Annotated in this window: 10 protein-coding genes; 6 read left to right on the top strand and 4 right to left on the bottom strand. The window is 58.6% G+C overall.

The window, feature by feature from the left end; all coding sequences use genetic code 11:
• The first annotated feature begins 28 nt into the window (after positions 1-28).
• The 6 genes from LLY24_RS07470 (at position 29) to cysQ (ending at position 8,777) form a co-directional block, all read left to right on the top strand.
• Positions 29-1,843 (top strand): glycosyltransferase family 2 protein, encoded by a 1,815-nt coding sequence (locus LLY24_RS07470; protein WP_259035656.1) that lies wholly within the window; start codon positions 29-31, stop codon positions 1,841-1,843.
• A gap of 1,013 nt (positions 1,844-2,856) precedes the next feature.
• Positions 2,857-3,450: a glycosyltransferase family protein gene (locus LLY24_RS07475; RefSeq protein WP_259035657.1), complete on the top strand. Its 594-nt coding sequence runs from the start codon at positions 2,857-2,859 to the stop codon at positions 3,448-3,450.
• Between the two features lie 33 nt (positions 3,451-3,483).
• Positions 3,484-5,073 carry a phosphoglucomutase (alpha-D-glucose-1,6-bisphosphate-dependent) gene (gene pgm, locus LLY24_RS07480; protein ID WP_259035658.1) on the top strand — a complete coding sequence of 530 codons (1,590 nt, stop codon included), beginning with the start codon at positions 3,484-3,486 and terminating at the stop codon, positions 5,071-5,073.
• A gap of 153 nt (positions 5,074-5,226) precedes the next feature.
• On the top strand, positions 5,227-6,924 hold the full coding sequence (gene pgi / locus LLY24_RS07485) for a glucose-6-phosphate isomerase (RefSeq protein WP_259035659.1): 1,698 nt from the start codon (positions 5,227-5,229) through the stop codon (positions 6,922-6,924).
• 109 nt (positions 6,925-7,033) lie between these two features.
• The gene (gene galU, locus LLY24_RS07490) at positions 7,034-7,888 is read left to right on the top strand and encodes a UTP--glucose-1-phosphate uridylyltransferase GalU (RefSeq protein ID WP_259035660.1); all 855 of its coding nucleotides are present in this window, start codon (positions 7,034-7,036) and stop codon (positions 7,886-7,888) included.
• 106 nt (positions 7,889-7,994) lie between these two features.
• On the top strand, positions 7,995-8,777 hold the full coding sequence (gene cysQ, locus LLY24_RS07495) for a 3'(2'),5'-bisphosphate nucleotidase CysQ (protein ID WP_259035661.1): 783 nt from the start codon (positions 7,995-7,997) through the stop codon (positions 8,775-8,777).
• 954 nt (positions 8,778-9,731) lie between these two features.
• On the opposite strand, the gene rnk is transcribed toward cysQ, so the two are convergent.
• The 4 genes from rnk to LLY24_RS07515 all read right to left on the bottom strand — a co-directional run bounded on the left by rnk (position 9,732) and on the right by LLY24_RS07515 (position 15,138).
• Positions 9,732-10,145 carry a nucleoside diphosphate kinase regulator gene (rnk, locus tag LLY24_RS07500; RefSeq protein ID WP_259035662.1) on the bottom strand — a complete coding sequence of 138 codons (414 nt, stop codon included), beginning with the start codon at positions 10,143-10,145 and terminating at the stop codon, positions 9,732-9,734.
• A gap of 150 nt (positions 10,146-10,295) precedes the next feature.
• Positions 10,296-11,648 carry an NADP-specific glutamate dehydrogenase gene (gene gdhA, locus LLY24_RS07505; protein ID WP_259035663.1) on the bottom strand — a complete coding sequence of 451 codons (1,353 nt, stop codon included), beginning with the start codon at positions 11,646-11,648 and terminating at the stop codon, positions 10,296-10,298.
• 319 nt (positions 11,649-11,967) lie between these two features.
• Positions 11,968-13,575: a gamma-glutamyltransferase family protein gene (locus tag LLY24_RS07510; protein ID WP_259035664.1), complete on the bottom strand. Its 1,608-nt coding sequence runs from the start codon at positions 13,573-13,575 to the stop codon at positions 11,968-11,970.
• A 9-nt stretch (positions 13,576-13,584) separates the two neighbouring features.
• Positions 13,585-15,138 carry a tripartite tricarboxylate transporter permease gene (locus LLY24_RS07515; protein ID WP_259035665.1) on the bottom strand — a complete coding sequence of 518 codons (1,554 nt, stop codon included), beginning with the start codon at positions 15,136-15,138 and terminating at the stop codon, positions 13,585-13,587.
• Between the last annotated feature and the right edge of the window lie 12 nt (positions 15,139-15,150).

Here is a 15,150-nt window from a genome sequence, read left to right on the forward strand (position 1 = left end):
TAGTCGCATCGTTCAGCGATTAGCGAGCATGCATCGTCATTATCGTGATATGACGCAAAAACAGGTGATGCTGAGTCTCAAGCAGCAAGGCCGTACGCAGAGCCGATCTTGGCAGGCTATCGCGCTCGAGGACTATGACAGCACCTTCTTGAGTATGTCGATCAAGCGGCATTACCAGAAGTGGATTCGATTGATCGAGCAGCGCCGGGTTCCCAGCGAGCATGATATTCGCAGCCAGAGTCGTTTCGCTTGTAGCATTTTGCTTGCGGCTGGGCCTTCCATCAACAATGAAGAGGTGCTCAAGGCGCAACTCAACCAGAGCCTGGCGAGCTTGGCGGAACAATCGTTGGCACCCACGCAAGCCGTACTATTACTACCTTCCGAAGCTAACGTGGGCTTACAGGAATGGCTCGCTGAGTGGCAGCGTGAACTTACGTGTCTTCAAGTAGTGGCGTCTGATGCCGCTAGCATTGCAGCGCTGCGTGTGGAAGCACTTTCTCAGGCAGAGTGGGATTGGGTGTGGTTCTTACAGCCAGGTGATCGCTTGGCTAATCATGCGCTCTACCACGCCGCCAACATCGCCAAAGACCATCCAGAAGCCCAGGCCTTGGTAGCAGATGAGGATAGTCTGGACGCGCAAGGCATACGCCATTCGCCGCTGTTCAAGCCGGATTACAATGCTGATCTGCTGCTGTCGATGCCCTACATGGGGCGCGCCGTATGTTATCGGAGAGAGTGTTTAACCCGATTGAGCTTCGAGGTGGTTGACCAGCGGGCTGATGATGCTAACTGGCTGGACTATGCCCAGGCGCTGGAGCTCACCCGCCAGGATGCTTTTTCCTCTAGCTGGTATGCGCACGTACCCCATATTGCATATCACGGCATGCAAAGGGAGGCTTTGGATAATTACGTCTCGTTGGTTCAGCACCACCTCGATCAGGTTCAGGCAGGTGTGTGGGTGGGAGATGGGCTTTTACCTGGCACACAGCGCGTACGCTGGCCGATGCCCGACCCGCAGCCGCTAGTCAGCTTGCTCGTACCTACCCGCGATGGTGTCGATATTCTGCGCCCCTGCGTCGATGCGCTCTTGGAGCGTACGGACTATACCCATTTCGAGCTGTTGATTCTGGATAATCAAAGTACCTGCGTTGAAACCCTGGCCTACCTGCGAGAGGTAGAAGCACGGGATGGCCGGGTGAAAGTGCTGCGTTGGGATCATCCGTTCAACTATTCGGCCATCAATAACTTTGGCGCTGCACAGGCGAAGGGCAGCATCATCGGTTTGATTAACAACGACATCGAGCCAATGGAGGGAACGTGGCTCACCGAGATGGTCGAACAAGTGTCTAGGCCGGAGATTGGCTGTGTTGGTGCCAAGCTCTACTACCCGAATGAGACAGTGCAGCACGGTGGCGTAATCTTGGGGCTGGGTGGCATGGCGGGGCATGCACACCGCTTCTTTCAGCGCGAAGAAGACGGCTACATGGGCCGCTTGAAGGTCACCCAGAATCTCTCTGCCGTAACCGCAGCATGCTTGCTGGTGCGCAAGTCCGTTTTCGATGAAGTAGGCGGTTTGAACGAAGCCAGTTTGGCCGTGGCCTATAATGACGTCGACCTTTGCATCAAGGTACGCGAAGCGGGCTACCGTAATCTCTGGACGCCCTATGCCGTGCTTTACCATCACGAATCCATCTCACGCGGAGCCGATGATACCCCCGAGAAGCGAGCCCGCTGGCTAAGCGAATACGCCTACATGCGCAAGACCTGGGGCGAATTGCTCGACAGCGACCCCGCGTATAACCCGAATTTGACGCTGGTGCACGAGGATTTTTCGTTGCGTTAGGGGCGTAAGTAGTTGAGCGTGAATGGTAAGTAGTGAATTGTGAGTGGTATTTCAAGTAGCGTGGGTAAGCGCAGCGCACCCGCAGCGGCGGCCCGGCGCGAAAGCAGCGCGCAGCGGTGCTGGTGTTTATTACCGTGGCTTAATGGGGCGGCCTGTCGGCCGCTTCGCGGGTGCCTCGCTGCGCTCGTTACGCCACGCTACGGGTGGGGTTGGGTTTGTAGCGTGGGTAAGCGCAGCGCACCCGCGAAAGCAGCGCGCAGCGGTGCCGGTATTTGTGGCGGTGGCTCGGGGCGGCCTACCGGCCGCTTCGCGGGTGCCTCGCTGGCGCTCGTTACGCCACGCTACGGTGGGATTGGGTTTGTAGCGTGGGTAAGCGCAGCGCACCCGTGGAAGCAGCGCGATAGCGGTGCCAGTATTTGTTGCGGTGGCTTGAGTGCGGCCTATCGGCCGCTTCGCGGGTGCCTCGCTGCGCTCGTTACGCCACGCTACGGGGCGTATGTGATATGCATCGTTCAACGGAAGGTTATGTGCTCGGTATTTCTTATTTAATCGAAAGGAAGTGGTGATTGGTTAACCAGTGGACGGTATTGAGCGATGGTGCGCAGCCGACAGAGGATATTTATTTTCTGGCGTCGGCAGCTCCCGTACTTGAGGCAAGTGGGGCGAGAGTTCAGCGTATTACCGCATCGCGCTCGGCGCCATTGGCCTGGTGGCAGCAGCTTCGTTATGGGGCGGAGCTACGGGGCCATCATCTCATTGTGTGCCGTTCGTTACCGCTTCATTGGATACAGTGGCTAGAGCGTCATCGGCACCGCTTCGTCGCTCTCACCTATTTGATTGATGACGACTTGGGCGCGGCCGCAGATGATACATCGCTGCCTACAGCGTATCGCGAAAGGATGGCCCGAGTAGCTGCGTTGCAGCCCCGCTTATTGGCGCTTGCCGATAGAGTGGTAGCCTGTAGTGATCAGTTGGCAGAGCGACTGCGCCTTTACCACGGGAATGTACAGGTATTGACGCCCCCGTTGCTGGCACCACTTCCCTCCCGCGAACATTTGGTGACAGGCCCTGGTGCCGAGTCCCCTTGGCGGCTAGGTTTTCATGGCACCCGAGCGCATATCGGCGATCTTCAGCATATCGCCCCGGCCCTTGCCGCACTGCAAACCGAGCGAGACGATACCCATCTCGAGATCATGTTGGGCGCATATACGCCCGCTAATCTAGCTGTACTACCTAGAACCAGCACGCCTAAGCCACTACCGTGGAATGAATTTCAGGCTTACCAGCAGCAACAGCGAGTGCATATCGGCTTGGCGCCTCTATGGGATTCGCCGTTCAATCGCGGTAAGTCTTTCATCAAGTTTTTGGATATTGCGGCCATGGGGGGCGTGGGTATCTATTCACGGCGCTACCCATATACCGAGGTCGTACAGCACGGTGTGAACGGGTTACTGGCCGATGATGCGCCTTCGGCCTGGGCCGAGTGCCTGGTAAGGTTGCTCGATCATCCAACTGATGCTGCGCGAATGGCTGCCCAGGCTGCCGAAGATGCTAAACACATCGGGGCGTGCGACAAGGCAATCGCCATTTGGCAAGGGCGGCAATAATTAATGATTCAGATTCAAAGAGCGGAGAGCGCTATGGATGCGATGTTGAACGCCTTTTACGATCAAGTACCCAATGCTGAGGTCGCGTCTGAGCGCGTCACCTTCGGCACCTCAGGCCACCGCGGTCGCGCGACTGAGCGCACCTTCAACGCCGCCCATATCTGGGCCATTACTCAGGCGGTGGTGGATTACCGTCAGGCACAAGGATATGAAGGACCGCTGTTTTTGGGGCTAGATACCCATGCGCTCTCTCGCCCCGCCTGGGAGTGCGCTTTGCAAGTCTTGGTGGCCAATGGTGTCAAGGTGCATATCGAGAAAGACCGGGGATATACGGCAACGCCTTTGGTGAGCCATGCCATTTTGCAGCACAACGCTGATAAGAGTGCGCCGCGTGCCGATGGCTTGATCATCACGCCTTCGCACAATCCGCCGGAAGATGGTGGTATCAAGTACAACCCGCATCATGGCGGCCCGGCGGATACCGATGCTACGTCCTGGATAGAAGAGCGCGCCAATGAGTATCTTTCGCGCTTCGATGACGTCCCTCGCGTCTCGCTCGAAGAGGCGCTGGCGCACGCTACCGAGTACGATTTCACTACCCTTTATGTCGAGAACTTGGCGCAGGTGGTGGATATTGAAGCCATCGAGAAAGCGGGCTTGAAGCTAGGGGCTGACCCCATGGGCGGCACGGCCTTGCCCGTATGGCAGGCGATCACCCAGCATTTTGCTCTGGATCTCAAGGTGGTCAACACCCGCGTAGACATGAGTTTTGCCTTCATGCCGCCGGATCATGATGGCAAGATCCGCATGGACTGTTCGAGCAGTGCGGCCATGGCCAACCTGCTTACCATCAAAGATCGTTTCGATGTGGCCTTTGGTAATGACCCCGATGCTGATCGCCATGGCATTGTGGATGCGGCGGGTTTGATGAACCCCAACCATTTCTTGGCGGTCTGTATCGATTACTTGATTACACATCGCCCCGCCTGGACTCAGCAGGGCGTGTCGCAGCTCAAGATTGGCAAGACCCTGGTCTCTTCCTCCATGATCGATCGCGTCGTGGCTTCTCACGGCGCAACGCTCTACGAGGTGCCGGTAGGCTTTAAATGGTTCGTCGATGGGCTACACGAGGGCTGGTTGGCCTTTGGCGGAGAGGAAAGCGCTGGTGCGAGCCTGCTGACACGAGACGGGCGCGCTTGGTCTACCGATAAGGATGGCGTTGCGCTTTGCCTGCTGGCCGCCGAAATCATGGCGGTAACGGGTAAAACACCGAGTGCTTACTACCGTGAACTGACCGAGCGCTTCGGCGAGCCATTCTACAAACGCGTAGATACGCCCTGCAGCGCAGAAGAGAAAGCCGCGTTCAAACGCCTGAACGCCAAAAGCGTCACCACCGACACCCTGGCGGGAGATCCCATTGAGGCGGTATTGGTGCAGGCGCCCGGTAATGGCGCAAATATCGGTGGAATCAAAGTGACGACGGCTAATGGCTGGTTCGCGGCGCGCCCGAGTGGCACTGAGTCGCTCTATAAGATCTATGCCGAGAGTTTCAAAGGGGCAGCGCATTTGGATGTACTACTCGAAAGTGCACACGAATTGCTCGTTAACGTGCTCAATCAGTAGGCGTAATATTTTTTAACAGAAATAGGGCGGTGGGTTGCGCCGTTTTATCCTACTGTAAGCTGAATGTTTTAAGGTGGCGCTGTTATACTTGGCGCAACACTTGCTTTAAATGAGATGGAGGACTCGTCTCTCATATGACTCAAGGATGACATCATGAACGTCACTACGTTTTCCAGATCACCGCGTGTCTATACCCCAGCCAATGCGCTTGACGCTCACGCTGAGCAGCTTCAAGCGCAGACGCTTGGCGATTTGCTCAACGGCGACCCCCAAGCCTCTCAGCAGCGTGCCGAGGAGCTTCGGTTTACGCTTGATGCGCACCACGTCGATCTTCACGTTGATTTCAGCAAGCAAAGGGTCAACGAGCATACGCTTGCACTACTACTGGATTGGGTGCGCAGCTGCAACCTAGTTGAAAAGCGTCAGGCGTTCTTCGATGGCGCCAAGGTGAACCCTTCCGAACAGCGTGCGGCGCTGCACATGGCGGCGCGTTGGCCTGAAGGGGAAACGCCCCCCGGCGGCATGCAGGATGCTGTTAATTTCTGCCTCGCGCAGCGTCAAAAGCTTGCCGACTTGGTCGAGCGGTTACATGCGCGCGAGTGGTTTGGCGCGACGGGGCAGTCAATCACCGATGTGGTGCATATCGGCGTGGGTGGTTCCGACCTGGGGCCTAAACTGATCAGCGAAGCCTTAGGCAGCCGCCCGAGCCAAACCCATGTGGCAGTGCATTACGTGTCCACCATGGATGGCGCGCAGCTCTTACCGCTCATGGAGCGGCTCGACCCTGCCACCACCCTGGTCGTGCTGGCCTCCAAGTCGTTTACTACCGCCGATACTCGCTTTAACGTACACACGACCCTTACGTGGTTGAGTGAAGCGCTGGAGATCGATGTCCCCACGCTTTGCCGCCATCAGCTTATCGGCGTTTCGTCCCGGCCGGACAAGATGACCGAGTTCGGCATACCCGAAGCGCATCAGCTGGTTTTCGAGGAGTGGATTGGCGGGCGTTTTTCGATTTGGTCACCGATTGGCGTTAGCGTGGCGATGCAGTTGGGTATGGCGACGTTCGACACGCTTTTGGCCGGTGCCCACGCAGTAGATCGTCACTTTCTGGAAACGCCGTTAGAAGCCAACATTCCCGTATTGATGGCGGCCATCGGTGCATGGAACACCCAGTTTCTACATATTCCTACCCACGCCATTCTGCCCTACGATGGTCGTTTGAGCAGCGTACCTGCCTATTTGCAGCAACTGGAAATGGAGTCTAACGGCAAGAGTGTGGGCCTGGACAAGCGTGCAGTTACTCATGCTACCTGTCCCATCATTTGGGGTGACGTTGGCCCTAACGGCCAGCATGCCTTCTATCAGCTTTTGCACCAGGGAAGCCATACCGTAAGTGCGGATTTCATCGCCGTGGCAGGGCGAGAGGAGATGGCCGAAGGCGAGCTTGGCGAGGCGCTGCACGCGCAGGAGCAACTGACGCTGGCTAACTGTTTGGCCCAGTCTCAACTGTTCGCTTTGGGTGATGATGCCATTCCTGCCGTCGCGCGCGGTGCGATGGCGCAGGGGTATCGCGGTAACCAGCCCAACAGCGTGATTTTGATGAAGCGTTTGGATGGGTTCAATATCGGCGCCTTGCTCGCGCTTTATGAACACAAGGTGTTCGTGCAGTCGGTGCTCTGGAACGTCAATCCCTTCGATCAACCAGGGGTGGAGCTGGGTAAGCAACTGGCAACCCAGCTTTATCAGCAGATGACAAGCGATGCAGAGAACGGCGCCGATGCGTGTGATGCAGTGACTGACCCCAGCACCCAGGCGCTACTCGAACGAATCGGCGCGTGGCGGCAATAACACTCAACGCTCAACCTAGGAACGTTTAGGGTTTACTATACGTACCTAGAATATAAGTACCCAAAACATAAGCACCTGGAACGAGACGCAAGCCAAAAGGATGTCAATGATGACTCAGGTCCGTAAGGCCATTATTCCCGTAGCGGGTTTCGGTACCCGCCTGCTGCCGATCAGCAAGGCGATACCCAAGGAGATGGTGCCCGTGGTGGATCGCCCACTCATTCAGCACGTGGTGGAGGAGGCGCTGGCTGCCGGTATTAACGAGATCATTCTGGTGACGCGTCAGGGCAAATCGGCCATCGAAGATCACTTCGACGCCCACTACGAACTCGAAGAGACGCTGGAGAAAAAGGGCAAAGATGCGCTGCTCAAGACCCTGAGCGAGATCGCACCGCCCGAGCTGACCATCACCAGCGTGCGCCAGGCCAATGCCAAGGGGCTGGGGCATGCGGTTTACTGCGCCGCGCATCTGCTGGCTGCCGACGAGCCCTTTGCCGTCATCCTACCGGACGTACTGGTCAAGCCGCAGGTGGGTGGAGATACGTGTGATCTTGGGCGCATGGTCGAGCGCTGGAGCTCGACGCAAGCGTCACAGATCATGGTCGAAGCCGTTCCTCAAGACGAAGTGTATCGCTACGGTATCGTTGACTGCGACGAGCCAAGCGCTGGCGAGAGCGCCGACATGCGCGGCGTGGTGGAAAAGCCCAAGCCGGAAGAGGCGCCTTCGCGTCTGTCCGTCATCGGCCGCTACGTGCTGCCTTACCGCATCATGGAGCTGCTGCGTGACCAGCCGCCGGGCGCGGGCAACGAGATCCAACTGACCGATGCCATCGACCGTTTGATGCAGGAAGGCAAGACCGTGCAGGCGTTTCGCATGCAGGGCCGCACCTTCGACTGCGGTCACGTGGAAGGCTGGCTGCAAGCCAACACCACGCTTGCCCGCGAAGCAGGTTACGATATTTGAAGCGGTATCCATGGCACCATCGTGCTTGACCGTTTGAAGCCGCCTTCTGGGCGGCTTTTTATTTGGTTTGCGCTTGTGCTTTCATTCAGAAGCAGAGGAGGGCGTCATGAATGACGTATGGCTAAAAGATACGCTGCCGCAGATTCTGGATATTGCCTACGAGGCGGCAAGCGCCATCATGCAGGTGTACGCGGTGGGATTCGAGATCGAAACCAAAGCGGATGCTAGTCCCGTTACCGATGCCGATAAAGCTGCCAACGCCGTAATCTTGAAGCGGCTACAAGCGCTGCCTGTGCGTATGCCCATACTCTCCGAAGAGGGCGGTGAAACGTTTACAGGTCCTGATAGCGCAGGCCGCTACTGGCTCATTGATCCGTTGGATGGCACCAAGGAGTTCATCAAGCGTAACGGCGAGTTCAGCGTCAACATCGCCTTGATCGAGCAGGGCAGGCCAGTGCTCGGCGTGATCGTCGCTCCGGTTACCCAACTCGCCTATGTGGGCGCAAGCGGTGTCGGCGCGTTCAAAATCGAACCGGGCAGGCCTTGGGAGCCACTGCACACGACGGGTAAGCCTTCGCCCGATGCCGTATGGCGCGTAATGGGAAGCCGCTCCCACGCCAATCCCCAGCTTGAAAGTTGGCTGGCCGCCCTCGGCCCCCACGAAACCACACGCATGGGGAGCTCGCTCAAGTTCGGCGTCATCGCCGAAGGCCACGCCGATGCCTACCCGCGCCTAGGCCCCACCAGCCTCTGGGACACCGCCGCCGCCCAAGCCATCCTCGAACAAGCCGACGGCTGCATCCTCACCCTAGACGGCACCCCCCTGAGCTACGCCGCGCCCACCCAAACCCTCAACCCAAGTTTCGTTGCCTGGGGATTTAGACCGTGAGGCAAAGAGCCTGTTTGGAGACTGAAATTTGTAGCGTGGGTAAGCGACAGCGCACCCGCGAAAGCAGCGCGTTAGCGCTGCTGGGGTTTGTCGAGGTGGCTTGATGGGGCGGCCTACCGGCCGCTTCGCGGGTGCCTCGCTGCTGCTCGTTACGCCACGCTACAGGGAGCAGTATTGCATATCGTAGCGTGGGTAAGCGACAGCGCACCCGCGAAAGCAGCGCGTTAGCGGTGCCTATGTTTATTACCGTGGCTTGATGGGGTGGCCTGTCGGCCGCCTTCGCGGGTGCCTCGCTGCGCTCGTTACGCCACGCTACGGTAATGCTTGTGCTGGTAAAAGGTTTTGTAGCGTGGGTAAGCGCAGCGCACCCGCGAAAGCAGCGCGTTAGCGGTGCTGGTGTTTGTCGCGGTGGCTTGATGTGGCGGCCTATCGGCCGCCATCGCGGGTGCCTCGCTGCCGCTCGTTACGCCACGCTACAGGGAGCGGTATTGCATATCGTAGCGCGGGTAAGCGACAGCGCACCCGCGAGAGCAGCGCGTTGGCGTTTCTGGGGTTTGTCGAGGTGGCTTGATGTGGCGGCCTATCGGCCGGCCATCGCGGGTGCCTCGCTGTCGCTCGTTACGCCACGCTACAGGGAGCGGTATTGCATATCGTAGCGTGGGTAAGCGACAGCGCACCCGCGAGAGCAGCGCGTTAGCGGTGCCTGTGTTTATTACCGTGGCTTGATGGGGTGGCCTGTCGGCCGCCATCGCGGGTGCCTCGCTGCGCTCGTTACGCCACGCTACGGTAATGCTTGTGCTGGTAAAAGGTTTTGTAGCGTGGGTAAGCGCAGCGCACCCGCGAGAGCAGCGCGTTAGCGGTGCTGGTGTTTGTCGCGGTGGCTTGATGTGGCGGCCTATCGGCCGCCATCGCGGGTGCCTCGCTGCGCTCGTTACGCCTCGCTACGTGTAAATCTTATCTATGAAACTGCTTTTCGCGCTCTGGTTGCCAGAGGATGGCGTCGATGCGTAGCTGCACGGTGGCGCTGTTGGGGATTGGCCAGGTGATGACATCGCCGACTTTGAGGCCGATCAAGCCTGCGCCGATAGGGGCCATGACGGAGATGGCATCTTCGACCGTTTCCAGGGCGTGCGGGTAGACCAGGGTGCGGATCATCTGGCGGCCGCGGGTGAGGTCGGTGAAGCGGATGCGGCTATTCATGCTGACGACGTTATCAGGGATCAGCTCCGGGTCCAGTACTTCGCCACGGCTGAGTTCCTCGTCTAGCAGATCGGCGACGGCCTGCTCTTTATCGGTGGCGTTATCGATGAGCCGCTGCAGGCGTTCGGCATCGAGGCGGTTGATGATGATGGGCGGACGTTGCTCCATTTTGCTCTCCATACAAAGCAACAAAAACAAATAGATAGTTTGATTAAACGAAGAAAACACGCTTTTAGTGGCTATCAATAAAAACAGCCCTTCCCCGAAGGGAAGGACTGTCGACGCATTCACTCTACCCAATCGCTAGGTAAAAAGCGATTACATAACGCCCTGGTCGATCATCGCATCCGCGACTTTTCGGAAACCGGCAATGTTGGCGCCGAGTACGAGATTGCCCGGGTCGTTGAACTCCTCGGCTGTCGTCGCGCACTGATGGTAGATATTGGCCATGATTTGCTGGAGCTTGGCATCGACTTTCTCGAGCGGCCACTGTTCCATACTGCTGTTCTGTGCCATCTCTAGCTGGCTAGTCGCCACACCGCCAGCGTTGGCAGCTTTGCCGGGGCCGTAGGCGATCTTCGCTTCGAGGAAGAGATCGACCGCAGCCGTCGTGGAGGGCATGTTGGCGCCTTCGCTGATACAGCGCACGCCCTGGGCCAGCAGTACTTCGGCGTCGGCTTCGGTCAGTTCGTTTTGGGTAGCGCTGGGGAAGGCGGCATCGGCTTTGATACGCCATACGGCGTGGCCATCCTGCGGGTAGTCGCGTACCGAGATATAGCGCGCGTCAGGGCGCTGGTTCACATACTCTTCCAGCGAGCCACGGCGCACCTCTTTAAGCTCTTTGAGCAGCGCCAGGTCGATGCCTGCAGGATCATGTAGGGTTCCGCGTGAGTCGCTGCAGGTAATCGGCAGCGCGCCCAGTGCATAGAGCTTTTCGATGGTGTAGATGGCAACGTTGCCCGCACCGGACACCAAGCACGTTTTGCCTTCCAGCGTTTCACCTCGATCAGCGAGCATGTTCTGAGCAAAGTAGACGGCGCCGTAGCCGGTCGCCTCTTTACGGCCGAGAGAGCCGCCCCAGTTGAGCCCTTTGCCGGTCAATACGCCTTCGTAGCGGCCACTCAGGCGCTTGTACTGACCGAAAAGGTAACCGATCTCACGCCCACCGACGCCGATATCCCCTGCGGGCACGTCGCAGGTGGGGCCGATATGCCGATGCAGCTCGGTCATGAAGGCTTGGCAGAAGCGCATGATCTCGCTATCCGATTTGCCTTTGGGGTCGAAGTCGGCACCGCCTTTGCCGCCGCCAATGGAGAGGCCGGTCAAGGCATTCTTGAAAATCTGCTCGAAGCCAAGAAACTTGATCGTGCCCGCCGTCACGCTGGGGTGAAAGCGTAGGCCGCCTTTATAGGGGCCGAGCGCTGAGTTGAACTGTATACGGTAGCCTTTGTTGACGTGTACGCGACCGTTGTCGTCGGTCCAACAAACGCGGAAGAAAACCTGACGCTCGGGTTCGACGATACGCTCGATGATGCAGTGATCGTGGTAGTGCGGGTAGCGCTCGAAAAGCGGGCGCAGGCACTCCAGTACCTCTTCGGCAGCTTGGTAAAACTCGGCCTGGGCGGGGCTGCTGCGCTGTAAGCGTGTCAGGGTATCGTGAACGTAGGGCATGAGATCGTATACCGTGCAATGAGAATGAACAGGGGATCGGCTGGCCAGGCCATTGCGTTATTTAACGGTTGATACGTTTTCCTGCATACCCTATGCCGGTTTGTAATGGACTAAAAAGGCGCATAAATTAGACTAACGTCTAATAATTTGAGGAGATAATGCTCCTTGTTGGGAATTTTTATTTAACGATATTTTAACGAAGAGGTGATGGCGTAGAGACTAGGTAAAATAAGAGGCGGCCCGGGGGCCGCCTCTAAGAGGTCTTCAATAGTCTTTGATGAGTAAAAGCTAACGTGGCCAGTGAGCTTCTACCACCTTATCAGACGGGCAGTACGGCGCCGTCAGCGCGAGGCTCGGTACCGCCTTGCAGCACGCCGGTAGCGTTATTGCGCACAATGATTTGTCCTCGGCCAAAGGTAAGGCTATCGGTGCACTTGACGATGTGATGCCCACGTCGCTCCAGCGCCTGAATATAGTGGTCGGGAAAGCCCGGCTCTACTTCCACCGTTTTGCCTTCGACCCATTTCCAGCGCGGCAGATCGAGCGATGCTTGGGGGTTGAGGTGATCTTCGAGCATGTTGGCGACCATCTGTACGTGGCCCTGAGGCTGCATGTAGCCGCCCATTACGCCGAAGGGCCCCACGGCTTGGTCATCCTTGGTAATGAAGCCTGGAATGATGGTGTGGTAAGTGAGCTTGCCCGGGCGCAGTACGTTGACATGCTCTTCATCGAGCGAGAACGACCAGCCGCGGTTTTGCAGGCTGATACCAGTGCCCGGCACGACGATGCCCGAACCAAAGCCTTCGTAGTTGCTCTGGATGAACGACACCATGTTGCCTTCGTCATCTGCGGTGGAGAGATACACCGTGCCGCCCATCAGCGGGTTACCGTGGGTGGGGTCGATGGCCGCGTGCTGAATCAATTCGCTGCGCGCTTTGAGGTAGGCGGGCGAGAGCAACTGCTCGACGCTGTGCGTCATGTGCTCGCCTTCGGTAATGTAGCGCAATCCATCCACGTAGCCGAGCTTGGTCGCCTCGATACGCCGATGCAGCGACTCCACCGGGTCGCGATGATCATCCCCCAGTGCTTCCAGAATGCCCAGCGCTTGTAGGGCGATCAAACCCGCGCCATTGGGCGGAATTTCCCAAATGTCGTGGTCACGGTAGCGCACGCTAATGGGATCGACCCATTCAGGCGTAAAGGCGGCGAGGTCCTCCTTGCGCAAGAAGCCGCCATGCTGGTGCGAGAATGCGTCCATGGCATCGGCAAGCTCGCCTTGGTAGAACGCTTTGGCGCGCGTATCGCCAATGGCGCGTAGAGTCTTGGCCATCTCCGGTGAGCGCCATACGTCACCGGGTGCTGGGGCATGGCCCTCCGGAGTGAAGTGATCGAACCAGGGGGCGAACTCGGGGCGGTCGTACTGGCGATAGCGAACGCGCGCCTTTTCCCACAGCTGGCTCGCGACCGGCAGCACGGCGTAGCCCTCTTCAGCCAAAGCGACGGCTGGCGCCATGAGCGCTTCGAAAGGCAGCTTGCCGAAACGCTCGGAAAGCGCCGCCCAGGCGCCTGGCGCGCCGGGCACGGTTACCGGTACCAGACCGTGAGCCGGCATGCTCTCGTGGCCCAGCGCTTTGACGGCCTCGCAGGAGATCGACCGCGGCGAGCGGCCGCTAGCATTCAAGCCGTGCAGTTTGCCGTCGACCCATACGAGAGCAAAGGCGTCGCCGCCAATCCCGTTGGCGGTGGGTTCGACCACGGTGAGCGCGGCGGCTGTGGCAATCGCGGCATCGATGGCGTTGCCGCCTTCACGCAGGATGTTGGCGCCCACTTGAGCTGCCAGGGTCTGCGACGTAGCCACCATGCCGTGCTTGCCGAAGGTGACGGTACGGCGCGAGGCTGAAGGGTAGTAGTGCGGATCGAGCTTCATGGAAGTTCCTTATTCTTGCGAGGCGCCGTCTTGAAAAGCGCGTGCTTGTGCCTGCGTGCGCTCGGCGACCAGGCGGCGATGACGAATGTAGCCGTAGATGCTGTATGCCACCGAGAGCACCGCCAAGGCGAGCAGCAGCGCTGAAATCGGGCGGGTGAAAAAGAGCGTCCAGTCGGCGCTGGTTTGGAAGGCGCGGCGCAGGTTGGTTTCGGCAATGGGGCCGAGTACGACGCCCAGCACAAGCGGCGCGAGAGGGTAGTCCAACTTCTTCATCAAATACCCGAAGGTGCCGATGGCGGCCAATAGGTATAGATCAGAAACGCGGTTGTTGAGTGTATAGGTACCAATGGCACAGCACGCCAGTACCACCGGTACGACGATGTACTTGGGTACGTTCAACAGACGCATGAAAGCGCGCATCATGATCACGCCGATCACCAGCATGAAAACCGATGCCACGGCCATGGCGATGAACATGCTGTAGACCAGGTCCGGGTGATCGAGAATCAAGCGTGGGCCCACGCTGATACCGTGAACCATGATCGCTGCCATCAATACCGCATCCGCCGGGGAGCCGGGAATACCAAGTGAAATCAGCGGGATCAAACTACCGCCCACGGTCGAGGAGTTGCCTGCCTCGGACGCGACCACGCCCTGGGGCTCGCCCTGGCCGAAGGTTTCGGGGTGTTTGGAGGCGCGCTTGGCTTGATCATATGCCACCAAGTTGGAGATCGAGCTTCCCGCCCCAGGGACGGCGCCGATGAAAACGCCGAGCAGCGATGAGCGTACGATATTGAACGGCTTCATCATCGTGCTCTTGACTACTTCCCACAGGTGCGGGCGCATATCGCCACTCACCAGCGCGCTCGACGCCGCCTTTTCGCTGGAAGCCGACGGTTCGAGCTCGGAGAGTAGTTGGCTCATGGCGTACATGCCGATCAGCACCACCAGAAACGGAATTCCGGCGGTCAGAAGGTCGTAGCCGAAGGTGAAACGCTCGCGCGCCATCAACGGGTCGGGGCCGATGGTGGCAATGGCAATGCCCACTAACCCTGCGATCAAGCCGCGAATTATGGAATCGCCCACAAGGCTTGCAATGATCGTCAGCGCAAACACGATCAGGGCGAAATACTCCCAGGGGCCGAGCTTGACTGCCAAAAGCGCTAGCGGCGGAGCTGCGACGATCAGAATCACGATAGAAATCAGTGAGCCGACAAAGGAGGCGAAAAGCCCAAGCGATAGCGCTCGCCCTGGTTGCCCTTTACGCGCCATGGGAAAGGCATCGAAGGTCGTCGCTACCGCCGACGGCGTGCCCGGAATGCCCAATAGCGCCGCGCTGAAGAGACCGCCGCTGAGCCCACCGACGTACACCGATAGCATCACCGCGATGCCCTGCATGGGCGGCATGGCAAAGGTCAGCGGCAGCGTGAGCACGATCGCCATGGTGATGGTGAAGCCGGGGATGGCCGCCGCTACGATACCGGCAAAGGTCGCCAACGCCATGAGCGCTAACGTATAGGGCTCGGTGACGCCCCCCAGCGCAATGAGAAATGCATCTGTCATGAGATCACCTGT

Origin of the sequence: Halomonas dongshanensis, assembly GCF_024790395.1 — a bacterium.
GTDB lineage: Bacteria > Pseudomonadota > Gammaproteobacteria > Pseudomonadales > Halomonadaceae > Vreelandella > Vreelandella dongshanensis.

Coding starts and splice junctions, on each gene's coding strand:
- LLY24_RS07470 (WP_259035656.1), top strand. CDS start 29: ATGCATCGTCATTATCGTGATATGACGCAAAAACAGGTGATGCTGAGT.
- pgm (WP_259035658.1), top strand. CDS start 3,484: ATGGATGCGATGTTGAACGCCTTTTACGATCAAGTACCCAATGCTGAG.
- pgi (WP_259035659.1), top strand. CDS start 5,227: ATGAACGTCACTACGTTTTCCAGATCACCGCGTGTCTATACCCCAGCC.
- galU (WP_259035660.1), top strand. CDS start 7,034: ATGACTCAGGTCCGTAAGGCCATTATTCCCGTAGCGGGTTTCGGTACC.
- cysQ (WP_259035661.1), top strand. CDS start 7,995: ATGAATGACGTATGGCTAAAAGATACGCTGCCGCAGATTCTGGATATT.
- rnk (WP_259035662.1), bottom strand. CDS start 10,145: ATGGAGCAACGTCCGCCCATCATCATCAACCGCCTCGATGCCGAACGC.
- gdhA (WP_259035663.1), bottom strand. CDS start 11,648: ATGCCCTACGTTCACGATACCCTGACACGCTTACAGCGCAGCAGCCCC.
- LLY24_RS07510 (WP_259035664.1), bottom strand. CDS start 13,575: ATGAAGCTCGATCCGCACTACTACCCTTCAGCCTCGCGCCGTACCGTC.
- LLY24_RS07515 (WP_259035665.1), bottom strand. CDS start 15,138: ATGACAGATGCATTTCTCATTGCGCTGGGGGGCGTCACCGAGCCCTAT.